At 64.1% G+C, this 26,842-nt stretch carries 25 protein-coding genes and 1 tRNA gene; 12 read left to right on the top strand and 14 right to left on the bottom strand.

What is annotated here, in order from left to right:
- The first annotated feature begins 4 nt into the window (after positions 1-4).
- The 3 genes from K1177_RS04475 to K1177_RS04465 all read left to right on the top strand — a co-directional run bounded on the left by K1177_RS04475 (position 5) and on the right by K1177_RS04465 (position 4,011).
- Positions 5-1,138, top strand: coding sequence for a glycosyltransferase family 4 protein (locus tag K1177_RS04475; RefSeq protein ID WP_224702121.1), 1,134 nt, complete (start codon positions 5-7; stop codon positions 1,136-1,138).
- Positions 1,139-1,207: 69 nt separating this feature from the next.
- Complete coding sequence (locus K1177_RS04470) at positions 1,208-2,731, top strand: undecaprenyl-phosphate glucose phosphotransferase (RefSeq protein ID WP_224702120.1); 1,524 nt, start codon at positions 1,208-1,210, stop codon at positions 2,729-2,731.
- Complete coding sequence (locus K1177_RS04465) at positions 2,728-4,011, top strand: O-antigen ligase family protein (protein WP_224702119.1); 1,284 nt, start codon at positions 2,728-2,730, stop codon at positions 4,009-4,011. The genes K1177_RS04470 and K1177_RS04465 overlap by 4 nt, the downstream gene beginning before the upstream one ends.
- Here the strand turns inward: K1177_RS04465 and K1177_RS04460 are convergent.
- The 8 genes from K1177_RS04460 to K1177_RS04425 form a co-directional block, all read right to left on the bottom strand.
- Positions 4,008-5,009, bottom strand: coding sequence for a phosphotransferase enzyme family protein (locus tag K1177_RS04460; protein WP_224702118.1), 1,002 nt, complete (start codon positions 5,007-5,009; stop codon positions 4,008-4,010). The two genes, K1177_RS04465 and K1177_RS04460, sit on opposite strands and share 4 nt — an antisense overlap.
- A 43-nt stretch (positions 5,010-5,052) precedes the next feature.
- Positions 5,053-5,129, bottom strand: a tRNA-Pro gene (locus K1177_RS04455).
- A gap of 248 nt (positions 5,130-5,377) precedes the next feature.
- Positions 5,378-7,408, bottom strand: a complete 2,031-nt coding sequence (locus K1177_RS04450) for a glutaminase family protein (RefSeq protein ID WP_224702117.1) — start codon at positions 7,406-7,408, stop codon at positions 5,378-5,380.
- 177 nt (positions 7,409-7,585) lie between these two features.
- Positions 7,586-8,314, bottom strand: a complete 729-nt coding sequence (locus K1177_RS04445) for a ThuA domain-containing protein (protein ID WP_224702116.1) — start codon at positions 8,312-8,314, stop codon at positions 7,586-7,588.
- 23 nt (positions 8,315-8,337) lie between these two features.
- Entirely contained in the window at positions 8,338-9,414 is a 1,077-nt protein-coding gene (locus tag K1177_RS04440; protein WP_224702115.1) for an ABC transporter ATP-binding protein, read from the bottom strand.
- 14 nt (positions 9,415-9,428) lie between these two features.
- A complete protein-coding gene (locus tag K1177_RS04435) occupies positions 9,429-10,331 on the bottom strand; it encodes a carbohydrate ABC transporter permease (RefSeq protein WP_224702114.1) in 903 nt (300 codons plus the stop codon).
- A complete protein-coding gene (locus tag K1177_RS04430; protein WP_224702113.1) occupies positions 10,331-11,218 on the bottom strand; it encodes a carbohydrate ABC transporter permease in 888 nt (295 codons plus the stop codon). Before K1177_RS04430 ends, K1177_RS04435 begins: the two co-directional genes overlap by 1 nt.
- 85 nt (positions 11,219-11,303) lie before the next feature.
- Complete coding sequence (locus tag K1177_RS04425; RefSeq protein WP_224702112.1) at positions 11,304-12,596, bottom strand: ABC transporter substrate-binding protein; 1,293 nt, start codon at positions 12,594-12,596, stop codon at positions 11,304-11,306.
- 198 nt (positions 12,597-12,794) lie between these two features.
- Between K1177_RS04425 and K1177_RS04420 the strand changes: the two genes are divergently transcribed.
- The 9 genes from K1177_RS04420 (at position 12,795) to K1177_RS04380 (ending at position 20,709) form a co-directional block, all read left to right on the top strand.
- The gene (locus K1177_RS04420) at positions 12,795-13,787 is read left to right on the top strand and encodes a Gfo/Idh/MocA family protein (RefSeq protein ID WP_224702111.1); all 993 of its coding nucleotides are present in this window, start codon (positions 12,795-12,797) and stop codon (positions 13,785-13,787) included.
- A 32-nt stretch (positions 13,788-13,819) separates the two neighbouring features.
- Positions 13,820-14,818 (top strand): LacI family DNA-binding transcriptional regulator, encoded by a 999-nt coding sequence (locus K1177_RS04415; protein ID WP_224702110.1) that lies wholly within the window; start codon positions 13,820-13,822, stop codon positions 14,816-14,818.
- Between the two features lie 94 nt (positions 14,819-14,912).
- Positions 14,913-15,269 carry an ArsR/SmtB family transcription factor gene (locus K1177_RS04410; protein WP_224702109.1) on the top strand — a complete coding sequence of 119 codons (357 nt, stop codon included), beginning with the start codon at positions 14,913-14,915 and terminating at the stop codon, positions 15,267-15,269.
- Positions 15,262-15,789, top strand: a complete 528-nt coding sequence (locus K1177_RS04405; RefSeq protein WP_224702108.1) for an arsenate reductase ArsC — start codon at positions 15,262-15,264, stop codon at positions 15,787-15,789. Before K1177_RS04410 ends, K1177_RS04405 begins: the two co-directional genes overlap by 8 nt.
- A gap of 23 nt (positions 15,790-15,812) precedes the next feature.
- Positions 15,813-16,874 (top strand): ACR3 family arsenite efflux transporter, encoded by a 1,062-nt coding sequence (arsB, locus tag K1177_RS04400; RefSeq protein ID WP_224702107.1) that lies wholly within the window; start codon positions 15,813-15,815, stop codon positions 16,872-16,874.
- Positions 16,871-17,293, top strand: a complete 423-nt coding sequence (gene arsC / locus K1177_RS04395) for an arsenate reductase (glutaredoxin) (protein WP_224702106.1) — start codon at positions 16,871-16,873, stop codon at positions 17,291-17,293. Before arsB ends, arsC begins: the two co-directional genes overlap by 4 nt.
- A 165-nt stretch (positions 17,294-17,458) precedes the next feature.
- Positions 17,459-17,929, top strand: a complete 471-nt coding sequence (locus K1177_RS04390; RefSeq protein ID WP_224702105.1) for a MarR family winged helix-turn-helix transcriptional regulator — start codon at positions 17,459-17,461, stop codon at positions 17,927-17,929.
- 1 nt (position 17,930) lies between these two features.
- A complete protein-coding gene (locus K1177_RS04385) occupies positions 17,931-19,085 on the top strand; it encodes an HlyD family secretion protein (RefSeq protein ID WP_224702104.1) in 1,155 nt (384 codons plus the stop codon).
- Positions 19,086-19,134: 49 nt separating this feature from the next.
- Positions 19,135-20,709, top strand: a complete 1,575-nt coding sequence (locus K1177_RS04380) for a DHA2 family efflux MFS transporter permease subunit (RefSeq protein WP_224702103.1) — start codon at positions 19,135-19,137, stop codon at positions 20,707-20,709.
- Positions 20,710-20,733: 24 nt separating this feature from the next.
- Here K1177_RS04380 and atzF read toward each other — a convergent pair whose 3' ends face one another.
- From atzF to K1177_RS04350, 6 genes are read right to left on the bottom strand one after another with little or no spacing between them, the layout of a single operon-like run.
- Positions 20,734-22,557 (bottom strand): allophanate hydrolase, encoded by a 1,824-nt coding sequence (gene atzF, locus K1177_RS04375; protein ID WP_224702102.1) that lies wholly within the window; start codon positions 22,555-22,557, stop codon positions 20,734-20,736.
- Positions 22,558-22,566: 9 nt separating this feature from the next.
- Positions 22,567-23,178, bottom strand: a complete 612-nt coding sequence (locus K1177_RS04370; protein ID WP_224702101.1) for an isochorismatase family protein — start codon at positions 23,176-23,178, stop codon at positions 22,567-22,569.
- Positions 23,175-23,861 (bottom strand): cysteine hydrolase family protein, encoded by a 687-nt coding sequence (locus tag K1177_RS04365; RefSeq protein WP_396119421.1) that lies wholly within the window; start codon positions 23,859-23,861, stop codon positions 23,175-23,177. The genes K1177_RS04370 and K1177_RS04365 overlap by 4 nt, the downstream gene beginning before the upstream one ends.
- A gap of 2 nt (positions 23,862-23,863) precedes the next feature.
- Positions 23,864-25,009, bottom strand: a complete 1,146-nt coding sequence (locus K1177_RS04360; RefSeq protein WP_224702099.1) for an ABC transporter ATP-binding protein — start codon at positions 25,007-25,009, stop codon at positions 23,864-23,866.
- A 12-nt stretch (positions 25,010-25,021) separates the two neighbouring features.
- Positions 25,022-25,843, bottom strand: a complete 822-nt coding sequence (locus tag K1177_RS04355; protein ID WP_224702098.1) for a carbohydrate ABC transporter permease — start codon at positions 25,841-25,843, stop codon at positions 25,022-25,024.
- Positions 25,844-25,847: 4 nt separating this feature from the next.
- Positions 25,848-26,702, bottom strand: coding sequence for a carbohydrate ABC transporter permease (locus K1177_RS04350; protein WP_224703688.1), 855 nt, complete (start codon positions 26,700-26,702; stop codon positions 25,848-25,850).
- Positions 26,703-26,842 lie beyond the last annotated feature (140 nt).

The following is a 26,842-nucleotide window of genomic DNA, read 5'->3' as shown; positions in this document are numbered from 1 at the left end:
GGTGATGGCCTCGCCCACGCTGCGCATCCTGCAGGTCATGCGGGCGCCCGTGGGCGGGCTGTTCCGCCATGTTGCCGATCTGACCCGGTGGCTCGACGCGCAGGGGCACGAGATCGGCCTTGTTGTCGACAGCCTGGCCAACGACTCACAGACCGAAACGCTGCTCAACGGCCTGGCGCCGCATGCCAAGCTGGGCGTACACAGCTTTGCCATGCCGCGCGTGCTCGGTGCGGGCGACCTGACCACGCCATTTGGCGTGCGCCAACTGGCGCGCAAGCTCGATATCGATGTGCTGCACGGCCATGGTGCCAAAGGCGGCTTCTATGCACGCCTGGCCAAGCTGGGCGGCGGCAAGGCGGCTGCGGTCTATACCCCGCATGGCGGGGTGCTGCATTTTGCCCGAAGCTCTGTCTCCGGCCGTGTCTTTCACGTGCTGGAACGCTGGCTGATGGCGCAGACGGGCGCTATCGTGTTCGAAAGCGCCTATGCTCAGGCCACCTATTCAGCCCTGATCGGCGCACCCACCTGCCCCACCAAGGTCATCCATAATGGGCTGGGGGAGGATGAGTTCATTGCCGTGCCACCCGATGCCGACGCCGCTGACTTCGTGTTTGTGGGCGAATTGCGCGAACTCAAGGGCGTGCATGTGCTGGTCGATGCCCTGGCCGGGCTGACCCGTCCCGACGGCAGGCCGGCTCGCCTGGTCATGGTCGGCGACGGCGACCGGCATGACGCCCTCGTCGCCCAGATTGCCGCCCTGGGTCTCGCCAACCAGGTCGAGATGCTGCACGCGCAGCCGGCCCGCAAGGCCTTTGCCCGCGGCAGGGTCGCGGTGGTGCCGTCGCTGGCGGAGTCCCTGCCCTATATCGTGCTCGAGGCAGCAGCGGCCCAGCTCCCCGTCATCTCAACCCAGGTTGGCGGCATTCCCGAGATTTTCGGCACGACAGCGCCAAGCCTGGTGCCAGCCGGCGACGCTGCTGCTCTCCGATCTGCCATGCAGGCGGCACTTGATGATCCTGCCAAGGCAAAAGCCGAAATGGCAGAGCGGCTTGACCATGTCCGCAGCAAGTTCTCGCTGCAGCGCATGGCGGGCGATATCGAGGCGCTTTACCAGTCCCTGATGCCGACAGGACGATAGGTCCGGTTCACTGAGTTTAAACGCCTTAGCGGGACAATGCGGGCCAACGTATTGTATCGGTTGTTTTGCATGTTCCGCGTCGATCCCAAGCAAGCCGTTCTCGATCATGTCTCAAAGCAGACGGCAGCCGGCGAGTCTGGCCGGCAGCTTTCGCCGGAAGCCGAGGCCATCATTGCCACGCCTGCGGAGTCGTCCGTCTCGGGGGCCGTGGTGGTCGGCATTGCGCAGGTCGTGGAAGCCCTGCTGCTGGCGGGCCTGGGATACGCCATCTATGAATTCTACGTCGAGCTGGGACATCCTGCTTTCTACGTGCCGGTGATCCTGGCGTCGTGCCTGCTGGCCAATGTGCTGTTCAATGCCGGCCGCACCCATCGTATCACTGCCTATCGCACGGTGTTCAGCCAGGTCGGGCGTGTGCTCGTTGCCTGGCTGATGGTGATGACGCTGCTGGCCGTCAGCATCTTCTTCTTCAAGGCGGGCGATCTGTTCTCCCGGGTCTGGTTGGCGAGCTGGGCCGTAGGCGGCGCCGTGCTGCTGGTTGCCTATCGCCTGGGGCTGCGCTCGCTGATCAATCACTGGACACGTCTGGGCCGGCTGCGCCGGCGCACGGTGATCGTGGGTGGCGGCAAGGACGCCGAAGCGCTGATCGAGCAAGTGCGCACCAGCGCCAGCAATGACATCACGCTGCTTGGCCTGTTTGACGACCGTTTCGACGCGCGCTCGCCCGAGAGCGTCGCCGGCTATCCCAAGCTGGGCAAAGTTGTGGACCTCATCGAGTTCGCCCGGCGCACGCCGGTCGATCTGGTGATCGTGTCGATGCCGCTGTCGGCGGAAAAGCGCGTCCTGGACATGCTGACCCAGCTCTGGGTGCTGCCGGTGGACATCCGACTCTCGGCCCATATGAGCAAGCTCAAGTTCACCAACCGCGCCTATTCCTATGTCGGCGACCTGGCCGTGTTCGACATGGCCGACCGGCCCATCTCGGACTGGAACCGCGTCTTCAAATGGGTGTTCGACAAGGTCGTCGCCATTGTGGCCCTGGTGCTGCTCAGCCCGGTGATGCTGGCAACGGCCGTCGCCATCAAGCTCGAGAGCAAGGGCCCGGTGTTCTTCCGGCAGAACCGGCACGGCTTCAACAATGAGCTGATCAAGATCTACAAGTTCCGCTCCATGCGCACCGACATGGCCGATGCCACGGCCTCAAGACTGGTGACCAAGGACGATCCGCGCGTCACCCGCGTGGGCAAGTTCATCCGCAAGACCTCGATTGACGAGCTGCCGCAGCTGTTCAACGTGCTCAAGGGCGAGCTCTCCATTGTCGGCCCCCGTCCGCACGCGCTGCAGGCCAAGGCCGACAACAAGCTCTACTATGATGCTGTCGAGGGCTATTTCGCCCGTCACCGCGTCCGTCCCGGCATGACCGGCTGGGCCCAGATCAATGGCTGGCGCGGCGAGACCGACACCATCGACAAGATCATGCAGCGCGTGAACCACGACCTCTATTACATCGAGCACTGGTCGATCCTGTTCGATCTGTACATCGTGCTGATGACGCCGGTGTCGCTGCTCTCCAAGAACGAGAACGCCTATTGACCGATGCAGCTGGCATCGGCGGCAAGTCCCTGGCCGGGTCCGATGGACTCGGCCTTGCTGTCATTCGGGCCCGCGCCATGCGCCTGCTCGACTTCATGGTGGGCTTGTGGGTGTTCAGCGGCGGCATGGTGTTCGTCGAGCCAGCGCCCTATGAGCTGATCTTTTTGGGCGTGTTGCCAATCGCATTCCTGGCCGGCATGGGCATCTACCGGTCGACCTTTGGGCTCCTAGCCCTGATGATCGGCTTTATCCCCTTCGCGCTGATAGCCTGCTTCCAGGTCAAGTTCACCGCCATCAGCGATGCGCTGATCTTCTCCATCGTCACCGTCTTTCTGATGCTGACGAGCTATTTCGTCGCCAATTATGTCGCCGAGGCGACCGAGCGCCGCATGCGCCTGGTGATGAATGCCTATACGGCGATCGCGGTGATCAGCGCGATCGTGGGCACCCTCGCCTATCTCCACCTGCTGCCAGGCGGCGACGTCTTCGTCATCTATGGCCGCGCTCGCGCCGCCTTCAACGACCCCAATGTGTTCGGCCCCTTCCTGATCCTGCCGGCCATGTTCGCGCTGCAGCGCATCCTGCTCGGCCGCGGCAAGGTGCAGATCGTTGCCGGGCTGATCTATATGGCGCTGTTCGTGGGTGTCTTCGTCAGCTTCTCGCGCGCAGCCTGGGGCCATTTCGCATTGTCGTCGGCGATCGTGCTGGTGCTGTGCTTCTGGCTGGAATCAAACGCCCGCGACAAGGTGCGCATCATGATCATGTCGCTGCTGGGCGCCGGCATGTTGCTGGGCGCCGTTGCTGGGCTGCTGAGCATTCCCTCGGTGGCCAATCTGTTCGAGCTGCGCGCCGCCAGCCAGAACTATGACACGGGCGACACCGGTCGCTTCGGCCGGCAGGGCTTTGCCTTCGAGCTGGCGCTGGATAATCCCCTGGGCATCGGCCCGCATGAATTCCGCAATCTTCGCGTCATTGAAGAGCCGCACAATGTCTATGTCTCGGTGCTGCACGTCTATGGCTGGGGCGGCGGCGCCATGTACTACCTTCTGGTGATCCTGACGCTGTGGCGCGGCACCAAGGCCCTGTTCAAGCCGACGCGATACCGGCTGATCATGATCCCGCTGATGGCCACCTTCACCATGCTGGTAGGGGAATCGGCCATCATCGACAGCGACCACTGGCGGCACTATTTCCTGATTGCCGGGCTGATCTGGGGTGTGGCCAGCGCCATCAACATGGCACCGCGCGTTCCCAATTCCGCACCCAAGCTGCTGATCTAGTCCGGCCAGATGCGTCCGCGCATGTAGCGCTGCGCCAGCTCCAGCGTTCCGGCGGCAAATCCGGGGCGGTGGGTTTGCGCCAGTTGCGTCTCGCCATGCGAGCCGATCCAGGCCAGCAGCGCCATGCGCCGCAGCATGGCCATGGTCTCCAATACCTCCGCCGACGGTGGCGTCATGTTGGGGACGCTGGCATAGCCGGCGCACCAGGCTGCCCGCAGCGCGGGCATGTCGGCACGAGTCTCGTGGAAGGAGATGGCCGCGGCAAAGTCGTAGGCGAACCAGCAGAAGCCGCAGTCGTCGAAATCGATCAGGGTGACGTGATCGCCCTCGACCAACAGATTGCCCAGCCGCATATCGGCATGGATCAGTCCAAAGCGATCCGCCCCCGTGCCATAGGCGGCAAGCCGTTCGGTCAGCCTGTCGGAGAGCGATTCGAGCACGACACGACTCTGTGCATCCACATCGGGCGATAGCCGCCAGTCGCCCCAGAGCCCGTCCGGCGCCAGGATGGACTGCGCCTGCCAGGTGGGGCGCTCAAAGCCGGCGGGACGCGCCCACGTCCGCGCGTGGTGGTGCAGCATCGCGGCGTAGCGACCGAGCGTTGTGAACAGATCATCCAGCCGCCCTGCCCCATCCGGCTCGCTGCCGGGCAGGAAGGGAAACAGCACAGCGAGGCGCTGGCCGCCGTCAGGCGTGGCAAAGGCCTGCAGCACGGCGCCGTCAAGGCCGGGGATCGGCTGCGGCACTGGCACGTCGGTTTCGCGCGCGATCGCGGTGAGCCAATCGAGCTCGCTGCGGATCGCGGCCTCCGACTGATAGAAGCGCCGATGAATGCGCAGGCTGAAGCTGCGGCGCGCCGGTGTGTCGATGCGGAAGGTGTGGTTTTCGGAGTGGTTGACGAGCCTGGCCGTACCGCCGGTCAGCTCGGGCCAAAGCGCAAGCGCAGCGGCAATGTCTTGGGCGCTCAGCGGCATGACGGCATAGTCCGGCCAAGCCAAAAGCAATTGCCTTCGGCCAGCAGTTCAACAGGTTTTGGATGAATGGTCGGAGCGGCGGGATTCGAACCCACGACCCTTTGTCCCCCAGACAAATGCGCTACCAGGCTGCGCTACGCCCCGACTGCGCGGAGACATAGAGAAGGCCGGGATTTCGCGCAACCCTCATTTTTGGAGAAATGGAACAAATGGCGATTTGAATGGGGATGTGTGCGGTGGCCGTGCTTATGAAAGCACCGGCCCCCTGGAGAGGCGCAGCTTTAGCTGGCGCCAAAGGACAGCCACCCATCTGAGCTGATGGCTGACCCAGCCCGCCAATTTGCCCAAGGCAATTGGCGGGACGTTGATGAACCGGGAGATCGGTGCGGGCGCTAGGCGCGCCCGCTCTTGTCGATCATCAGCTTGATGAAGATGCCGCCGACGACCGAGCGAGCCCAGAAGCCGTGACCATGGGGCTGCTTGCCGGTGTCGGTCTCGAACCAATCCGACAGCGGCACGCGCTGCGGTGCGGCGTCCAGCCAGTCCGCCAAGGGGGCAAGCATGGCATCAAAATCGTCCTGTCGGCCTGTCAGGCATGCCGACCAGACCAGCCAGTCGAGCTTGGTATAGGCCTTGCGGCTATCGAGCGGCAGGCCATAGGCGTTGAGCTGGCTGCGATAAAAGGCCATTTCCTTGTCGGCGATCCGAGCATCGAACAGGTTGAGCCCCAGGATGCGGTCCCAGACCAGATTGTATTTCTGGCTCCAGGTGCCGGGCTGATCGAAGGCCAGGCGATAATTGGCACCGTCATCGGCCAGATCCTGCCAACGGGTGGCCCATTCCCCGGCGATTGCCAGATAGTGCTCGGCTTCGGCAGCCTTGCCCAGCCGTTGGCACAGCTGCCCATAGGCGCCCAGGCCCAGGATGGCCTTGATGGCCAGATTGGCATTGTGCGGCATGTGGCCGGCAAAATCGTCGGTGCAGAGCTGGTTGTCCGGATCGAGACCGCTCGCCTCCAGATACTGCGCCCAGCGGGTCAGCTCAGCCCAGAACTCTTCGGCCAGGGCGGTGCTGCCGGTGCGCTGCGCCAGTGCACCGGCGAGGATCAGCATGTTGCCACTCTCCTCGACCGGCATCTGGTCATGCTCGGTGCGATCGCCGCCGCCATAGTTCTGTCCATTGGCCCAGGGGTAGTGCCCGACATCATGGGGTGCATAGGGGAACGGCCAGCGGCCAGACTTGGCATAGGCCAGGACCGGCCGCATCTGGGCTTCGAGCAGTTCCGGTTTGAAGTGCAGGAAGAAGGGAGCGCCCGGATAGGTCAGATCGACCGTCCCCATCGAGCCGTTCGACGAGCCCTCCTTTGAGAAATGCAGCAAGTCGCCGCCAAAATCCTCAGCCAGGATATGGGCGCCGAGACATTGCCGGAACGCGAGAATGCCCAGCCGGGCATAGATTTCGCCGCCCGAAGCCTCGAGGTCGGCGATCAATCCGGCATCGAAAGCGGCCACACCTTGCAACACGCTGTCGCGGTCCGCCCACGCCCGCTCGATCAGCCCGATGGCCGATTGCCCGTTCCGGCTCCAATAGGGGCGCAGACGGCGGTCGAAATAGCTCAGGGCCCAGATTTGATCGTAAGCCGCCAACTGGCTCCAGCGTTTGCCCGCTGCGCCGACCTGCCCCAGGTCGGCCGCAAAGGCCATCACCTTGTGGGTGCTGCCAGCCGGCATGCGCAGAGGCCGGACGGCGCGCACATCGTCCCGGTCCGCAATCTGGCCCGACCGCAGGTAGTCATTGCGCAGCGTGGTGGAGTCGCCAAAGGCGCTGGCCACGGCAACGCCGGGCTGCGACGATACGAACAGATAGCCCCATTCGATCTGCACCTCGTCGCCCGAACGCTTGAGGGGCCGCTGTTCGGCGGCGCCCACGAAGAGCGCCTCGACCGGGCCGGCGCGGTGCCGACCCCAGCTCAATTCGGTCTCGGCCTCGCCGACAGACCAGTTGGCCGACCAGTCGTAATAGACACTGACGGCATGGTCGCGCCCATCGGTCGAGCGGACGTCGATGTCGACATAGCTGACCGGCCTGCCCAGCAATTCGAGATCGTCCGGCAGCATGGGGCTGGTGAAGGTGATCTGGAGCTCAACGCCAGCGGCGGCGAAACGATAGATGGTGCGCAGCGGCGTTACCTCGCGCGACGTCTGCGTCATCGCCGGCGCATTGGCCGCCATGTAGTCGTCGCCGCCCATGAAGCGCCATGCCGTGCCATCGACATGCAGCAGGCCGCACATCTCGTTGCGTTTGCCCGTCCAGTGGGCCGGCCAGCTGTCCGTGGCCGTGTCGGACCAGGACCATACGCTCATGAACGGGTCATGCACGACCAATGGGGTCACGGGGGCGCGGGCGGTAGTGGCATTGCTCATCAGGACGTTCCAACGATCAGGCCGCATGCCGGCGCGCACTATGGCCCGGCCACGGAATACACTCGGACAAGGCGCGGCCGGACGCCGAGGCGTTCCGGCCAGACCAGGCGGCAACAGACACCTCGCGCCGCACCGCCAGCACCTCCCACAGGATTACGCCAGCGGCAGGCGCTGAGGCTAGCGGTGAATGGGCTCCTTGCGGTGCCAGTTGTCCAGCTTGCGCGAAGGCTTGTGCGGCTGCATCGCCCATTCGATCCCGTTGCCGATGACGTGCTGCACCATGGGCTGGTGATAGATCGGGAAAGTCTCGTGGCCGGGCGAGAAATAGAAGATGCGGCCCAGGCCCCGATAGAAGGTCAGCCCCGAGCGGAACACCTCGCCGCCCTTGTACCAGCTGAGAAAGACGATCTCGTCGGGCGCCGGGATGTCAAAGGGCTCGCCGTACATCTCGGAGGCCGGGATTTCAAAGAACGGCGGCACGCCGTCCGCGATCGGATGATTGGGAAGGATAGTCCAGACCCGTTCAAGATCGCCTTCGGGCAATTCGCGCCAGGACAGGTTGGCATTGGTGCCCACCATGCGGCGGAACATCTTGGAATGATGGCCCGAATGCAGCACGACCAGCCCCATGCCCGCCAGCACACGCTGCTGCACGCGGTCGATATATTCGTCCTTGACCTCGTCATGGGCCACATGGCCCCACCAGGTCAGCACATCGGTGCGATCGAGCAGCTCCTGGGTCAGACCCTGCTCTGGATCGTCAATGGTCCGTCGCTCGATGCTGAAATCGCGGTCCGCAAAGCCGGCAGCCAATGCTCCGTCCATGCCGTCAGGATAGATCCTGGCGACCGGCGGATCGTTCTTTTCGTGGCGGCCTTCGTTCCACATGGTCAGGCGAATGGTCACGTATAGTCTCCGTAGGTGTGAAGTCAGGCCGCGATGACAGCGCCGGTCTGATCGAACAGGTGGAAGGCGGCGTGGTTGAGCGCCAGCTGCACGGACGTTCCTGGCGTCATGGCCAGATCGCCCTGGGCGCGCACCAGCAGCGTGTCCTCGCCATTGCGCACGTTGAGATAGGTCTCGGCCCCGAGGCGCTCGACAATGGCCACGCGGGCCTCCAGATCGGCTTCAGCGGCGGTGGCCACGGGACGAATGTCCTCGGGCCGCACGCCCAGCGTCACGGACTGGCCAATACTGCCCGCCAGCGACCGGCCATCGAGCCGGGCCACCCAGCCGGCATCTGCCTTGAACCCCTGGACCATTGCATCGCCGGTAATGGTGCCGGTGATCAGGTTCATCCGGGGCGAGCCGATGAAGCCGGCGACGAAGGTGTTGATGGGGTTGTTGTAGAGCGCAATGGGGGTATCCCACTGCTCTACCCTGCCCTTGTTGAGGACCACGATGCGGGTCGCCATGGTCATGGCCTCGACCTGGTCGTGCGTCACATAGACGATGGTGGGGCGCAGCTCCTGGTGCAGCTTCTGCAGTTCGGCACGCATCTGTACGCGCAGCGCCGCATCGAGATTGGAGAGCGGCTCGTCGAACAGAATCACCCGAGGACGCTTGATGATGGCGCGGCCGATGGCAACGCGCTGGCGCTGCCCGCCGGAGAGTTCGGCCGGCCGCCGATCGAGCAGCTCGGAGAGCTGGAGCTGTTCAGAGACCCGGCCGACCTCGCGGGCGATCTCGGCCTTGGGCACTTTCTTGAGATCGAGCGAGAAGCCGATGTTCTGCGCCACCGTCATGTGCGGATAGAGCGCATAGCTCTGGAACACCATGGCGATGCCACGCTGGTCGGGCGGCAGGTCGTTGATGCGCTGGCCGTTGAGGATCAGGTCGCCACCGTCGATGGTTTCGAGCCCGGCGATCATGCGCAGCAAGGTGGACTTGCCGCAGCCGGACGGGCCGACGAAGACGGAAAACTCGCCGTCCTCGACCTCAATATCGACGCCCTGGATAACGCCGACCTGGCCAAAGCTTTTGCGCACGCCGGAAAGTTGGATCATGGGAGTGGTCATCGTTAGCCTTTGACGCCGCCGGAGAAGGTTTGAACAAGGAACCGTCGCGCAAAGCTGAAGGCGATGACGGCCGGGATGAGGTAGATGGTGGCCAGTGCGGCCAGCAGCCCGTAGTCGATCTCGTTGACACGCAGGAAAGCGCGGAACAGGCCGATAGGGAGGGTCTGCAGCTCTGGCGAGGACAACAGGATCAGCGGGAGGAGGAAGTCGCCCCAGGCCGACATGAAGGTGAACAGGCCCGCGGCCGCCAGGCCGGGCAAGGCCAGGGGGATCAGCACGCGATGGATGCGCTGGACCAGCGTGGCACCATCAAGAATGGCCGCTTCCTCATAGTCCTTGGGCACGCCGTCGAAGAATATCTTCATGATCCACAGTGCCAGGGGCAGCTGGCCGGTGGCCAGCACGACGATCAAACCCAGATAGCCGTCGATGAAGCCGAACCACTGCATGACCGTGCGGTAGTACTCCCCGGTGATGGGGCGCAGCATGTTGCCCAGGCCGATGTTGGCGGTGAGCAGCACCTTGTAGAGCGGCACCAGAAGCGCCGTGGAGGGCAGCACGCGGATCAGCAGGATGGCGTAGAGAAAGGGCTGCTTCCACCAGGCCCGCGAGCGCGAGAGCGCATAGCCGCCCAGCCCCGAGATGATCATCACCAGAACGGTGGCGCTCAGGACGGTGAACAGCGAGTTGGCGAACCAGCGCACGCCATTCTCTTCGGCAAACACCTTGGTGTAGTGCTCGAAGGTGATGCCATCGGGCCATTTGAGGAACAGCTTGGCATTGGTGTCGACCGAAGCCAGGGCCATCCAGACGAAGGGCAGCAGGCAGAAGATCGAGATGATCACCAGCGTGACATAGGCGAGGAATGTGTACGCGCCGGAGCGCTTGTCGGCGATAGCAGCCATCAGACCTGCACCTTGAGTGAGCGTACATAGCCGATGCCCAGGGCCAGCGTGACGACCAGCGCCACCACGGCACCGGCAGCGCCATAGCCGATCTGGAAGGCCGTGAACGATTGGTTGTAGATGTAGACGCTGATGACCTCGGTCTTGTTGCCGGGCCCGCCACGCGTTAACGCATAGACCAGACCGAACACCGAGATGGTCGATACGGTCGAGATCAGCATGTAGAGGAAGATCGTCGGCGCCATGAGTGGGAGAGTGATGCGCATGAAGGTCTGGCGCGGATTGGCGCCATCCATGCGCGCGGCCTCATAGACTTCGGCGGGGACGGCCGCCAAGCCGGCGGTCAGCAGGATCATGGCCGTGCCGATGCCCCGCCAGGTGTTGACCATGACCACCATGAACAGCGGGAAGGTGTTGAGCCAGTCCACCCACGGCAGACCAAGCGCCATCATGATGCGGCTCAGAGTGGAGTATTCGCCCCCCGCCAGCATCGAAATCCACATAAAGCCGGCGACAACTTCCGGCGCCGCATTGGGCAGCAGGATGGCCGCGCCGAACACCGGCGCCCCCACGACCTTGCGCCGCAGGGCGACTGCCGAAATGAAGCCGAGCACGAACTGGCCGATAATGGCCGACCCCACCACGAACACCACCGTCACGAACAGTGAGTTCCAGAAGCGACCATCCGAGAACAGCCGCAGATAGTTGGCGACGCCGAGGAAGCGCGGCTTGGCCGCGGCGACGCCGGTGAGCGCTTCATTGGTCATGCTCAGGTAGATGGCATAGACCGCTGGATAGATCGTGAGGATTAGGATCGGCAGAAGTGCTGGCAGCAGCAGCCATAGCAGCTGCCTCTCCTTGCGCTTCTGGAATGCGTCGGTGACCATGTCTCTGCCAGGGTTGGGGACTGGGAAAGGAGAGACGCGGCTTGTTACTGCCGCGTCTCGTTGTCCGGCTGGAGCCTGGTGCGGGCTACTTTACGGCCTCGTCACCCAGCGTCTGGCGCACATGGTCCACCAGGATGGCCTGGGCACCGGCAGCGTCGACTTCCTTGCGCAGCAGCGCCTCGGTGGCGCGAGCCACACCGTCGGAAACCACGGACATGCCGTTGGCCTGCTTGAGGTAGGTGCCGTTATTGGCCGCCGCCTGGATCGGCACCAGTTCGGTCAGCGCCTGGAAGCGCGGATCGGCCTGGACGGCGTTGCTGGCCGGGATATTGCCGATGCGGGTCGCAGTCTCGATCTGGTTTTCGATCGAGCCGGTTTCCAGCAGGGCCTTCTTGGCCAGCTCGAGGTTTGCGGCCTTGGCGTTGACAGCCCACGGCGCGCCGAGGTTGGCGAGCACGAACTCCCCGCCCTCCTGGCCCGGGTCAGCCCAGGTGCCGACGGCGTTGATGACGTCGGGGATCGGGTTCCGGCTCTCGCGGCCCCAATCGAAGATGTAGCACCAGGAGCCGCAGGTGGTGGCGGCCAGCTCGCCCGCCGGGAACATCTCGTACTTGGGGATCACCCAGGGCTCAGGCCCGAGCAGCGGGTCAACCGGCATCAGGTCGGCGTCGATCAGGTCCTTGTAGAACTGGAAGACATCGCGCACGCCCTGGCTGTTGAGGTCGAACTTGCCATCATCGGTGACCAGCTGCGGGGTCGAGGAGCCAATGATCAGGTGCGAGAAGCCTTCATCGAAGGCGCCGCCGCCCCAGCTGGTGCCCGCGGGGAACAACAGGCCATAGGCACCGGTCTTTTCCTTGATTTCCTTGGCGCGATCGAGCAGTTCCGCCCAGGTCTTGGGCTGTTCGGTCGAAATGCCAGCGGCCTCGAGCACGTCGCGGCGGAAGTAGATCTGCTGGATGCCCAGGATATAGGGCATGACGTAGGTCTCGCCATCGGGGCTGACAGCCAGCTTCTTGGCCACGTCGACAAAGTCGGCATAGGGCGGCCAGGCGGCGAGATCGGCACCAACGGGCGCCAGATAGCCCGCGGCCACCATGTCGGCAACGCCAGCGGCGCTGGGGATCGAGAACAGGTCCGGACCATTGCCCGCGGCCAGCTCGGTCAGCAGCTTGGTCAGGTATTCGCCATCGGGCGCCGGATACTCGACGATCTCCACATCCACGCCCAGGTTGGCCTCGATGCGTGCAGCGGTCGGGGCAAAGGCGTCGATACCAGCCTGGCCGTGCAAGGCGATGCGCAGGGTCTCGGCATTTGCCGTACCGGCGAGCAGGCTCACGGCGATGGCCGCAAGGCCACCTACGATAAATCTATTCACAATTTCCTCCCTTTGGCGGCCTGGGCCGCCCTGTCTCTCTATGTGACGGAGGCAAATGTACACGCTTACATTTTGTCGGCAAGTCGAAATCGAACATTTCTTCCATTTCTCCAGATTTCGGCATTTCTGGAGCATTTTGCCGTTTACGAGCGATCAAACGATCATGTACACGTGACCCAATTTCAGAGGGGTCGTGTCATGGTTTTGCGTTTGGGGGTCATCGGGGCCGGGCTCAAGGCGGCGGATTATGCCAAGGGCTGGGCGGCCATGGAGGATGTGCGCATCGTCGCAACGGCAGAGGTCAGCCCGGTCTCGAGGCAGCGTTTCGGCGATACCTGCGAGGCTGCGGGCGCGCCGCGCCCGGCGGAGTATCCGGACGCCGATGCCATGCTCAAGGCCATGGCCGGGCAGATGGACGCGGTCTATGTCTCCACCCCTCATGCCTTCCATGGTGCCAATGCCCTGGCCGTCATCGAGGCGGGCTACGACCTGCTGCTGGAAAAGCCGATGGTGACAACAGTTCCGGAGGCGCTCGCGCTGGCCGAGGCCGAAAAGCGCACCGGGCGCACGGTCGTCATCGCCTTCCAGGGCGGCCTGTCGCCCCTGGTGCATGACACCAAGGATCGAGCGCGTCGCGGCGATTTCGGCGACCTCGTCAGCGTCAATGCTTCCATCTGGGAAGGCTGGGCCCGGGCCTATGCCGGCCAATGGAAGCAGATGCCGGAAATCTCGGGCGGCGGCTTCATGTTCGACACCGGCGCCCACATGATGAACACGGTCTGCGTGCTGGCCGATTCGGAGTTCGAACGGCTGTCGGCCTTCGCCACCAATCGTGGCCTCAAGGTCGATCTGGTGACCGCTGTTGCCGCCCGTCTGGGCAATGGCGCACTGGTGACCTTCAATGCCGCGGGCGACGGCCCGCCCGGCTGCGCCTCCGCCATCACCTTTTTCTACACCAAAGCGATTGTGCGCATCGACGCCTGGGGCAAGTGGCGCGAAGTCACCATCAATGGCGTCGCGGAGCCGCGCGATGAGAGCGAGATCCGCGATACGCCGATGCAGACCTTCCAGGCGGTGCGCGACGGGCGCATGAGCAATCCCTCCACAGTTGCCAATGGACTGCGTTTTGCCCGGCTGTGGGACGCGATTAAGCTGTCCTCCTCTCGCGACGGAGAGCCTGTTTCGGTATAGGGTCGGGAACCCGATCCGACCAAGCAGGACCAATGCCCAAGAAGAGTCTGACGTCCGTTGAGCTGGCAAAGCTGGCTGGAGTGTCTTCAGCCACGGTCTCGCGCGCCTTTTCGGCCGACTCAAGCATGAAGCCCGAAACGCGCGCGCGCATCCTGGCGCTGGCGGACGAATACGGCTTTCGGCCCAATTCCATGGCGCGATCGCTCAACAACAAGCAGTCGCGCCTGGTCGCGCTCGTCTACAATACCGTGGCCAATCCCGCAGAGGGCGAGGGCCTTGATGAGCTGATCCACCTGCTGCAGGAAAAGGAGCGCATGCCCCTGGTGCTGTGCTGCGCCAACCACAATGACCGCGGCCTGCTGATGCGGATCGCCTCGACCTATCAGGTTGATCACGTCGTGCTGCATTCCGACGCGGTCTCCATCGATGATGCGGTTCGCATCTTCCGCTCGGCCATCCCGATCATCGCCTCATCAGAGCCGCTGGACGGACGCGACCTGTTCGAGGTGCGGCTGGATGCGTCTGCGGCGACCCAGCAGGTCGTCGATCATCTGGTGCGACAGGGTCGGCACCGCTTTGTCTACCTCTCCGGCCGCGCCTCCAGTCACATCGACAAGCGGCGGCAGAACTGGTTCTCGCAGGCCCTGCAGCAGCATGGTCTGTCGTTCCAGGTGGTCGAGCACGGCGACTATTCCTATGAATCCGGCTTCAAGGAGAGCGCCCTGCTGCTCCGCCGCATGCGACCGGACGTCTTGGTCTGCGCCAACGACGTGATGGCCATTGGCGGGCGGGATGCCGCGGCCGTGCTGGGGCTGCGCGTGCCGCAGGATGTGGCGATCGTCGGCCATGATGGCGTGGCGCTGGCAGCCTGGGACTCGCACTCAATCACGACCATCATGGCCCCGCAGGGCGAAGTCAGCGCGGCCCTGGTCGAGCAGATCGAGCTGCCGCGTGGTGCGCGCACGGACCGACGCATTGTCGACTGCGTGGTGCGCTGGGGCACCAGCACCGATCAGACCCGCGCCCCCTAGAACCGAAAGCGGACTGGCGGACTAGGCCAGCATCCTCACCTGCCCGGTCGACGATCCATCTTGACGCGCTCGATATATCGACTATTCTCGAAATATGGAAACAACAGATGCGATCGCTGTCTTTACCGCCTTGTCACAGCCGACACGGCTGGAGACGCTGCGCCTGCTGATGGCGCATGAGCCCGCCGGGCTCGCCGCCGGCGACATCGCGCGCCAGCTCGAGATTCCGCAGAACACGCTTTCCACCCATCTGGCCATTCTGGCCCGTGCCGGACTGGTCGAGGCCGAGCGGCAGAGCCGGTCGATCGTCTATCGCGCGGTCATCGAGCGCGTGCGCGAGATCACCAGCTTTCTGGTGCAGGACTGCTGCGGCGGTCGCCCCGAACTGTGCCAGCCGCTGATCGCCGAATTCACCCCCTGCTGTGCTCCCAAGGAATCGAGCCATGTCTGACCGCGTCTACAATGTCCTGTTTCTGTGCACGGGCAATTCGGCCCGCTCCATCCTGGGCGAGGCCCTGCTCAACCATGTCGGCCAGGGGCGCTTTCGCGGCTTCTCGGCCGGCTCCACGCCCAAGGGCGCGGTGCATCCGATGAGCCTTGAGGTGCTGGAAAAGGCTGGCATCTCCACCGAGGGCCTGCGCTCCAAGGCCTGGGACGAGTTCGCCCTGCCCGGCGCGCCGCAGATGGATTTCATCTTCACCGTCTGCGACAACGCCGCGGGCGAGGCTTGCCCCGTTTGGCCTGGCCACCCGATGACGGCCCATTGGGGCCTTGAGGATCCCGCCGCCGTATCCGGGCCCGAGTTCAAGCAGCGGGCGGCCTTTGAGGACACGCTGCGCTTCCTGCGCAATCGCATCGCCGCCTTCGTCAACCTGCCGCTGGCGAGCCTCGACCGTCTGGCGCTCAATACAAAGCTACAGGGAATTGGCGCCATGGATGGCGCGACGGCCAAGTCCTCAAGCCCTGCCTGACCGCTCCATCCCAAAAGGTTCCCATGTCCATCTTTGAACGTTACCTCACCCTTTGGGTGGCCCTGTGCATTGTCGCGGGCATTGCCGCAGGCCATTTCCTGCCCGGCCTGTTCCAGACTGTCGGGGCGCTGGAATACGCCAAGGTCAACCTGCCCATGGCGGTGCTGATCTGGCTGATGATCATACCGATGCTGCTGCGCATCGATTTCGCCAGCCTGCGCCATGTCGGCAGCCATTGGCGCGGCATCGGGGTAACGCTGTTCATCAACTGGGCGGTCAAGCCCTTCTCGATGGCGCTGCTGGGCTGGTTGTTCATTGGCTGGCTGTTCCGCCCCTATCTGCCCGCCGGGCAGATCGACAGCTATATCGCCGGGCTGATTATCCTGGCCGCTGCGCCCTGCACCGCCATGGTGTTTGTCTGGTCCAACCTCACCAAGGGCGAGCCGCATTTCACCCTCAGCCAGGTGGCGCTCAATGACGCCATCATGATCGTGGCCTTTGCCCCGCTGGTCGGCCTTCTGCTCGGCCTCTCGGCCATCACTGTCCCCTGGGACACGCTGATGCTGTCGGTCGGGCTCTATATCGTGGTGCCGGTGATTGCGGCTCAGCTGCTGCGCCGCTGGCTGCTGGCATCGGGCGGTCCGGAGGCCATGACTCGCGTGCTCGCTGTGCTGCAGCCGGTTTCGATCGCCGCGCTGCTGCTGACCCTGGTCATGCTGTTCGGGTTCCAGGGTGAACAGATCATCGCGCAGCCGCTGGTCATCCTGCTGCTGGCCGTGCCCATCCTGATCCAGGTCTATTTCAACTCCGGCCTGGCCTATCTGCTCAACCGCATCAGCGGCGAGCAGCATTGCGTGGCTGGCCCCTCGGCGCTGATCGGGGCCTCCAATTTCTTCGAACTGGCCGTCGCCGCCGCCATTAGCCTCTTCGGTTTCAACTCCGGTGCCGCGCTGGCCACCGTAGTCGGCGTGCTGGTCGAAGTGCCGGTCATGCTGTCGGTGGTCTATATCGTCAACCGTTCGCGCGGCTGGTACGAGGCCGGCGCTGCCGTCAAACGCAATCCTGCAACGAGGTCCGCGCCATGAGCGTCACCATCTATCACAATCCCGAGTGCGGCACCTCGCGCAACACGCTGGCCATGATCCGCCAGTCCGGCGTCGAGCCGGTCGTGATTGAGTATCTTAGGACGCCACCGAGCAGCGCCCGCATCATGGAGTTGGTCCAGGCCGCCGGCATGAGCCTGCGCGACGCGTTGCGCAAGAAGGATACGCCCTATCTCGAACTGGGCCTGGATGATCCGGCGGTCAGCGACGACGCCCTGCTGGCGGCGATTGCCGAGCACCCGATTCTGCTCAATCGCCCCTTTGTCGAAACGCCCATCGGCACGCGCCTGTGCCGCCCGTCCGAAGTGGTGCTCGACATTCTGGAAAACCCTGACATCGGGCCCTTCACCAAGGAAGATGGTGAAGTGATCATCGACGCCGATGGCAAGCGGCTGCGCTGATCCCCCACCCCCGATTGCTTTTAATGGCGCGCCCTTGTGGCGCGCCATTTTCATTGCGCGTTAGGGCTGTGTGCAGGCGGCATGGAAGCCATGCTGCCACGGCGTTGACTTACAAAGCGCACTTACTATATGCGCACATATAATAAGTGCACATATGGAATGCGGATGACTGAACTCGGTGAACAGGAACGGGCCGTTGGTACGCTGATGGCAGACGTGTCGCGCCTGCTGCGCCGCCGCTTCGAGGATGAAGCCAAGCCGTTTGGCGTCACCCTGCCGCAGTGGAAGGCGCTCAGCACGATCCAGAAGCAGGACAGCATCACCCAGGTTGCCCTCTCAGCTCATCTCGAGATCGACGCGATGACGCTCAGCGGCATCCTAGACCGGCTGGAAAAGCGCGGATTGATCGAGCGCTTTGTTCACCCCGAGGATAGCCGCGCCAAGCTCACCCGGTTGACAGCCTCCGGCCAGGCGCTGGTCAAGCAGACCAGTGCCATCGGCACCACCGTATTCGAACAAGCCATTCGGGGTCTCAGTCCGGACGACCTCACGGCCCTGGGCCAGCATCTGGCCCATGTCCGCGCCAATTTGATTTCATCCAGCCAAGATATTGCCGAGACAGGGAAAGCCTCCTGACATGAACGCACGCGTTACGCCGCCCACCCAGGCCCAAGCCGCCCCCGAAACCAAGCTACGCCCCGTGTCGCCCGCACCCGCAGTCGAAGCCGATGTTGCCCCTGCTGCAGCGCCAGAAGCTGCGCCCAAGCGCAAGAGCGGCGGCCGGCGCCTGGCACTGATGGCCGGCGTGCCGCTGTTGCTGTTGGCGGGCGGCGGCTGGTTCTGGCTCACCGGTGGCCGTTATGAAGAGACCGACAATGCCTATGTGCAGCAGGCCAAGCTGTCGCTGAGCGCCGATGTCTCGGGCCGCGTCTCCGACGTGCGCGTGGCGGACAATCAGGTGGTCAAGGCCGGCGACGTGCTATTCGTCATCGACGCGACGCCGTTCAAGATCGCGCTCAGCCAGGCGCAGGCGGCTTTGGCCTCTGCCCGCGTCAATGTCGAGCAGCTCAAGGTCAGCGTCGGTACTGCCAAGGCGCAGTTGCAGGCTGCAGAGGCGACACTGGCCATCCGTCAATCGGCATTCGACCGCACCACAAGCCTTGTCAGCCAGGGTGTTAGTGCCAGTTCTTCACTCGATGATTCCAGGCTCGCCCTGCAGCAGGCACAGACCGCTGTCGACCTGGCAAACCAGCAATTGGCCGCCGCAACCGCAGCCTTGGCGGGCGACGCCGGCATCAACACCGACGACCATCCCATGGTTCTGGCTGCGCTCGCCGCCGTCGAACAGGCGCAGCGCAATCTCGACAAGACCACAGTGGTCGCTCCGGCAGACGGCATTGTCTCCAATGTGTCGAGCCTGAATGTCGGGCAGTTCATCGCGGCCGGCGCCATGATCGCCGCATTGGTTGAAACCGAGGACACCTGGGTTCAGGCCAATTTCAAGGAAACCCAGCTGGCCGAGCTCAAGGTGGGCCAGCCGGTGGACATCCGCCTCGATGCCTATTCCGAACCGCTGCATGGCCGCGTTGACAGCTTCAGCGCCGCTACCGGCTCCGAATTTGCCCTCATCCCTGCCCAGAACGCCACCGGCAACTGGGTCAAGGTGGTGCAACGCGTGCCTGTCCGCATCGCGCTGGATGGCGAGAATGGCGAAGTGCTGCGCACCGGCATGAGCGCCACCGTCACGGTCGATACCGGCCGCTCGACGCTGGACAAGCTGCGCGGGCTGTAAGCGGCGCGCCCGGGCTCAGCCCGGGCACGCTCCCCCTTTGGAGGCCCTCATGGCCAGCACGACTCCCCAGACGCTTTCGCCCCCCGCCATCGTGGTCAAGAACAAGACGCTGCTGACCGCGGCGCTGATGCTGGCCACCATCATGCAGGTGCTCGATACCACCATTGCCAATGTGGCCCTGCCCCATATGGCGGCCTCGCTGGGCGCAGCGCAGAACGAGATCACCTGGGTCCTGACCTCCTATATCGTGGCTGCTGCCATCGCCACGCCGCTCACCGGCTGGCTGGCCGACCGGCTGGGCCAGAAACGGCTGTTCCTGATCGCCGTCATCGGCTTCACCGTCGCCTCGGCGCTGTGCGGCATTGCCACGAGCCTGCCCGAAATGGTGCTGTTCCGCGTGATGCAGGGCCTGTTCGGCGCCGTCATCGCGCCGCTGGCGCAGACCGTGCTGCTCAATATCAATCCCAGGGAAAAGATCGGCCAGGCCATGGCCATCTATGGCATGGGCATCATGGTGGCCCCGATCATCGGGCCGACCCTGGGCGGCTGGCTCACCGAGAGTTTTGACTGGCGCTGGGTGTTCCTGATCAACCTGCCAGTGGGCGTGGCGGCCGTGGTGATGCTTTTCACCTTCATGCCGCGTACCGAGATCAAGATCCGGCGCTTCGACTTTTTCGGCTTCGGCATGCTGGCGCTCAGCGTGGGCTCGCTGCAACTGATGCTCGACCGTGGCGCCGACAATTTCTGGTTTGCCTCGACCGAAACCTGGATCGAGCTGGGCCTGGTCATCGCCGGCCTGTGGGTCTTCATCATCCATTGCCTGACCGACGAAAATCCATTCATCGACATCCGCATCTTCAAAGACCTCAACTTCATGCTGGCGTCGGTGATGATGTTCGTGGTGGGCATCACGCTGTTCTCGGGCCTGGCCCTGCTGCCACCGCTGCTGCAGTCGCTGATGGGTTATCCGGTGATCTTTTCCAGCGTCATCATGGCGCCGCGCGGCGTCGCGACCCTGATATCTATGATGATCGTGGGCCGGCTGAGCGGCAAGGTCGACGCGCGCATCATGATGATGTTCGGCGTGGTCTGCATGGCGTTCTCGCTCTATGAAATGACCAAGTTCAGCCTGCAGATGGACTATTGGCCGGTGGTCACCACCGGCATGCTGCAGGGCTTTGGTATGGGGTTCCTCTTCGTGCCGCTCTCGACCATGGCCTTTGCCACCATCGCCCCCCGCTTCCGGGGTGACGCCACCTCCATGTTTGCCCTGGTGCGCAACATGGGCCAGGGCGTGGGCATTTCGGTGGTCACGGCCGTGCTGTCGAGCATGATGCAGGTCAACCATGCCGAGCTGGCTGCGCGGATCACCGCTACTTCGCAGGCCGTAGTCAACCAGATGCCAGGCCTGTTGGTGGGCAATCCGCAAATCACCGCCATCGTCAATGGCATGGTCACCCAGCAGGCGGCGATGCTGAGCTATCTCGACGATTTCTGGTTGATGCTGCTGCTGAGCCTGGCCGTCGTGCCGCTGATCCTGCTGATGCGCGGCCCCAAAAAAGCCGCCCGGCCGCAGACCGAAGAAGAGAAGGCCCTCGAACGCGCCCACGCCATGGCCGACTAGCCATGGCGCCCTGCCCGTGTCGCGTCACGCCGCGCGATAGGCGCGCCAGCCGGCAAAGCGGGTAATGTCCTCCTGCCCTTCGACGGCGGCCGCCTCACAAAGAAAACCAGTCACCTGGCTGCCGTCATCGAGCGTCACCTTGCCCACGCCCAGCGGAGCGGGGATGCGGTCGATGAAGTCGCCAAAGCCGGCGAGCGGCAGCGCCCAGATTTCGAGGTCAATCGATCCACCCTCGCCAGAACTGCGCACCAGGCCCGGCTTGGGCGGCGTGGTGCTCAGGGCAAACAGGCGATAGTCGGGGCTGGTGCGCGCCTTCCTCAGCAGGATACCGCCGCGTTCGACCAGTTCGACATTGAGCGGCATGCCACTCATATGGGCGCCCACAACGGCCAGCGCGCGATAGCCGGCCGGCAAGACATCGTTTGCCGTCTCGCCTGGATAGGGATTGTCAAAGGCGCCCAGGTTCAGCCCGGTCCGACGGTGGAAGGCCGCGGCAATGCCGGCGGCTCGGGCCTCGGCAAAGCCGGGCGCCAGGAAGGTCACGCCTTGCGGCAGGCCATCGGCGCGGAAACCGTTCGGCACGGCGACGCCGCACAGGCCCATCAGATTGACGAAATTGGTATAGATGCCCAGCCGAGCATTCAGCGCGATGGGGTCGGCGGCAATCTCGGCCTTGGAATAGATGGTGGGCGTGGTGGGTACCATCAGCACGGCGATCTCGTCCCACACAGCCCGCGTGTCCCGCTTGAGCTCGGCGATGCGGTGGATGGCCGCGAACGTGTCGAGCGCCGTGAACCCGCCGGACTTGGAAAGGATCTGCCGGGTGACGGGATGGATGGCCTCGCCGTGCCGGGCCAGCACGGCGTCCAGGCTCAGGGCGCGCTCGGAAATCCAGGGGCCCTCATAGAGAATGCGCTGGGTTTCCTCGAAGGGCGTGAAATCCACCGGCACCGCTGTCCCGCCCATGGCCTCAGCCCGGGCGACCGCCTCGCCAAACAGACGTTCGGCCTCGGCATCGCCAAAGAACCGCAGCGCATCTCCCTTCGGGATGCCGAATTTGAAGGCCGCCGGTGGCGGGACGGGCACCAGCGGCACATCGTCTGCTTCCGGCCTGGAAAAGGGATAGCTGGGGTCATACCCGGCAATCAAACGGGTCACAGCCATGCCGTCCTCGACGGTCAGCGCAAACACCGACAGCGTCTCGATGGTCTTGACGCAGCCGCCACCCGAGACACAGGCATTACTCACCAGCCCCGGCGTCGGCTTGATGCCCACAATATTGTTGAAAGCGGCGGGCACGCGCCCGGAGCCCGCGGCGTCGTTGGCAATGGAGAAGCTTGCCAACCCGGCTGCCACCGACACGGCCGAGCCAGAGCTGGAGCCGCCCGAGATATAGTCGGGGTTGAACACCGAGGAACAGGCGCCATAGGGCGTGCGCATGCCGACGAGGCCGATACCGAACTGATCCATATTGGTCTTGCCGATCAGGATGGCGCCGGCATCGAACAGGCGGGTGATAGCCTGTCCGGAACTGTCCGCCACATAAGCGCCTTCGGGTAGCGCATTGGTGGTGGGCAGGCCGATGATGTCGTTGCAATCCTTGACGGAAAAGGGAATGCCCCAGAGCGGTCGACCGTCATAGCCCTCGGCCTCCAGCGCCGCCGCGGCGGCCAGCGCATCCGCGCGCGACACCAGATGGATCCACACATGGTCCTCCCCGCGCGCATCGATGCGATCGTAGATGGCCGAGATCACCTGCGTCGGGGTCAGCGCCCCGGTGGCATAGGCCTCGGTCAAGGTGGTGAGGTCGAGGCTGCCGCTTGTGGGTGACCAGGAAGCATTGGGCATGGGACGTCCTTACGATGGGGTCAGGGCCGCCCGCACGGCGGCCAGGTCGGCAACGGCCCCGAACAGGCCATTGCCAAAAGTGGTGATGCGCAGTTGTGCGGCATGGCGGGCCGGGGTGGTGCCGGCACAGGCATCGGCAATGGCCAGGCACTCAAAGCCCATGTCATTGGCCGTGCGCTGGGTGGCGTGAACCAACCCGTCGGTGGGCAGGCCGGCAATCAGCAGGTTACGGATGCCCGCAGAGCGAAGACTGTTCTCAAGCCCGGTCTGGTAAAAGGCATTGTCGCCAGCGTGGGTGATAATGTGCGCATCCTCGGGCAGCGCAATGTCGCGCGCCCATTGCCAGGCCGCCGGCGCCACATGGTCATCCGACGCCAATTTCTCCGGTCGCGCCTCGCGTCGCGCTACATAGATGGCAATGCCATGCTCATGGGCCAGCAGCAGCAGGTCGCGCGCCGCCAGCACGGCCTCGCGGGCCTGCAGGGCGTCGACCGCGCATTGTTGCAGGCCAAGCAGCAGCAGCGCGGTGTCCGCGCTGGACCATTGTCCGTCAAACGGCCAGGCGTATGGGTTCGCTGCGACACTCTTGTAGGACAGTCCCGGCTCCGGAGGTACCATCATGCGCCCTTGCCGCCGCCAGAAACGGCCTGCTGAAAGGCAAACCTGTCAGAGATCTTGCCCCAACGGCCGCCGAAGGCGCTGAGAATGTCGAGTGTGGCCAGGTGGTTGTCTGTCTCCACTGCGGCCGTGCAATCGGCCAGCAGCACGCATTCGAATCCGCGCTCGAAGCCGTCACGGATCGTGGATTGCACGCAGCAGTCCGAGGTCACGCCGGTCACCACCAGGCAGGTGATCTCCAGCGCCCGCAACTGGTCCTCGAGGTCCGTGGCATGGAAGGAGGATTTACCAGGCTTGTCGATGACGATCTCCCCTGGCAGCGGGGTGAGTTCGGGGATGATCTGCCAGCCGGGTTCACCCTGCACCAGGATGCGGCCGCTGGCGCCCATGTCGCCAATGCCCAGCCCATGCGCCCGCGTGCGCCATTGTTTGTTGAGCGGCAGGTCGGCGAGGTCGGCCTTGTGGCCTTCGCGGGTGTGGACCACCACCATGCCGGCAGCACGGGCGGCTGCCAGCGCCTCGCTGATGGGGCCGATCACCGCCCGGGTGTTGGACACATCCTCGCCCAACTGGTCGACCCAGCCGCCGGGAGCACAGAAATCGACCTGCATGTCGATGATCACCAGCGCCGTGCGCCGGATGTCCAACGGCCGCAAAGACGGCCAAGACGACGTCAAGACCGCCATGACTACAAAGCCATGCCGGTATCGGCATCGAACAGGTGAATGGCACCGGGGTCGACGCTGAAGCTCAGCACATCGCCCGGCGCGATGGCCAGCACGCCATCGATCATGGCCCGCATGCGCGGGCGGATGGCCTTGAGGTCATCCTCTTCCTCGGCGACGCTGGCATGGACCAGATTGGCCGCTTCGACATCGAGCTGCACCAGAAGCGTCGCGCCGAGATCCTCGACAAAGGCCGTGCGCGCCGAAATCGTGCCCGGGCCGCCCGCCGCCTCGGTCAGCTTTAGCGCCTCGGGGCGAATACCGACGATCACCTTGCGATCCTGATAGGCTGCCGCCCTCGCGCCAAAGGCGCCCAGCGGCAGTATGAAGCTACCCAGCTTGACCACTGCAGCGCCGTCCGCCTGCCCCACCATCCCCTCGAAGAAGTTGATCGGCGGCGAGCCGATGAAGCTGGCGACAAAGAGGTTGACCGGATGGTCATAGAGATTGCGCGGCGTATCGAGTTGCTGGAGCGCGCCCTTGTTCATCACCGCCACGCGGTGGCCCATGGTCATGGCCTCCACCTGGTCATGCGTCACATAGACGGTGGTCACGGCGCTCATCCGTTGCAGCTTGGCGATTTCGGCGCGCATCTGTCCGCGCAGCCGCGCGTCGAGATTGGACAGCGGCTCATCCATCAAAAAGGCATTGGGCGAGCGCACTAGGGCCCGGCCCATGGCGACGCGCTGGCGCTGGCCGCCCGACAGCTTGGCCGGCTTGCGCTCGAGATAATCGGTGAGCTCAAGCAGTTCGGCGGTCTTTTTCACCTTGGCGGCAATCTCGTCGCGCGACATGCCGCGCACCTTGAGGCCAAAGCCGATATTGTCGGCCACAGTCAGGTGCGGATAGAGCGCATAGCTCTGGAACACCATGGCGATGTTACGGTCGCGCGGCGCCAAATCATTGGCGCGCTCGCCATTGATCAGCAGTTCGCCGCCCGAAATATCCTCCAGCCCCGCGATCATACGCAGCGCCGTGGTCTTGCCGCAGCCGGAGGGACCGACCAGCACCATGAACTCGCCATCGGCGATATCCAGGTTCAGGTCGCGCACGGCGGTGTGGCCGCCCTCGTAGCTCTTGAACACATTGCGGAACGAGATTTGCGCCATTGCGATGGCCTCCTACTGCACGCCGTTGGTGGCGCCCTGAACGAAATAGCGGTTCAGGAACAGCGCCATCAGGACGATGGGAATGGTGGAGAAATGCGCCAGGGCGCCGAGCGAGCCCCAGGTGATGTCCTTGGTGCCATAGGCGGTCAGCAGGGCCACCGACAGCGGCTTGGAATCCAGCGTGGTCAGGAACATGGGGTACAAAAAGTCGTTCCAGGAGAACATCACGCAGAACAGCACGCAGGCAATGATGCCCGAGCGCGCCGCCGGCACCGCCACCTTGAAGAAGGCGCCCAATTGTGTGCAGCCATCGGTCAGCGCGGCCTCTTCCATGTCCCGCGGCAGGGCGCGGAAATAGGAGAACATCATCCAGGTGACAAAGGCGCAGTTGAGCATGGTGTTGATGATGACCACCGCCCACCAGCTGCCCAGCAGACCAATGTCGCGCATCATCAGGTAGAACGGGATCAGCGAGGCAATCGCCGGCACCATGCGGATGGCGAGGAAGAAATAGGCAAAGCCGGTGGCATAGCGCGACCGCGACCGGGCAAGAGCATAGCCGGAGGGTACGCCCAGCAAGAGCGACAGTACGGTCGTCCCCAAGCTGATCGCCACTGACGAGCGCAGCAACGAGACCACGTCGAAATAGCCGAAGATATTGCGGAACTGATCCAGCGTCGGCTGGAAGTCGAGCCGCGGCGGGATCGAGAAAATCTGGTTGGAAGGCTTGTAGGCCGTGGTGATCAACCACACCACCGGCAGCAGCATGACTATGGTGATGAGCAGAACCGCTGTCCGCTCGGCAAAGACCTGTCGTCCGGAAACCTGGGCCATGGCGCTATTTCCCGTTGATGCGCACGTCGGCGCGACGCACCACCAGCAGCAGCACGGCGGCCATGCAGGCGATGAAGAGAATGGTGATGTTGCCGATGGCCGAGGCATAGCCGATGTTGAAGAACTGCAGCCCCTCCTTCACCGCCAGCACCATGAGCGTGTTGGTGGCGTCATTGGGCCCGCCACCGGTCGTCACGAACACCGAGTCAAACACACGGAAGGCGTCCATGGTGCGCAGCACCAGTGCCAGGAAGATCGATGGCAGCATCAGCGGCAGCACGATCAGGGTGAAGCGCTGCCAGGCGGTGGCGCCATCGGCGCGACTGGCTTCGAGCACATCGGTCGGCAGGGATTTGAGCCCGGCGAGCAGGATCAGCGCCATCAGCGGCGTCCACTCCCAGCAATCGATCAGGATCAGCACCCAGAGCGCCGTGCCGGCGTCGGTGAGCAATCCGGTGCGCGGCCCGATGCCGGCATTGGCCAGGTAATAGCCGATCAGGCCATAGTCGGCGCCCAGCAGCGCCTTGTAGATCAGGCCAACCACCAGCGGCGTGATGGTCGCGGGGATCAGCAGGAACGCCAGGGCGATGCGGTTGAAGCGGCTATCGCGCCACAGCAGCAGTGCCAGGCAGAAGCCGAAGAAGAGCTGCAGGCCGACACTGGTGAGGGTGAACTGGAACGTGTTGACAATGGCCTGCCGCGCGCCACGGTCCTCGAAAATGGCGATGTAATTGTCGAGCCCGATGAACTTGGTGCGCTGCGGGCGGATCAGATTGTAGCGGAAAAAGCTGTACCAGAAGCCCTGCGCCAGCGGCCAGACGCCGACAACAAGCACATAGAGCACGGCGGGCGCCGCCATGAAGAACAGGAAGAACCGGCGGCTGTCGGTAAAGCTGCGGGGCCGCGAGAGCCAGGCAAGGCGCGGTGTCTGCGTGCGCGGCTGCACACCGGTGGATGAGGTCTGGCTCATGGTGGTCCAATTCCTGGCCTTGGGGCCGG

The sequence above is a fragment of the Devosia aquimaris genome (assembly GCF_020169335.1).
In the GTDB taxonomy this organism is placed as follows: Bacteria; Pseudomonadota; Alphaproteobacteria; order Rhizobiales; family Devosiaceae; genus Devosia; species Devosia aquimaris.
This window is presented reverse-complemented; position numbering and strand designations above follow the sequence as displayed.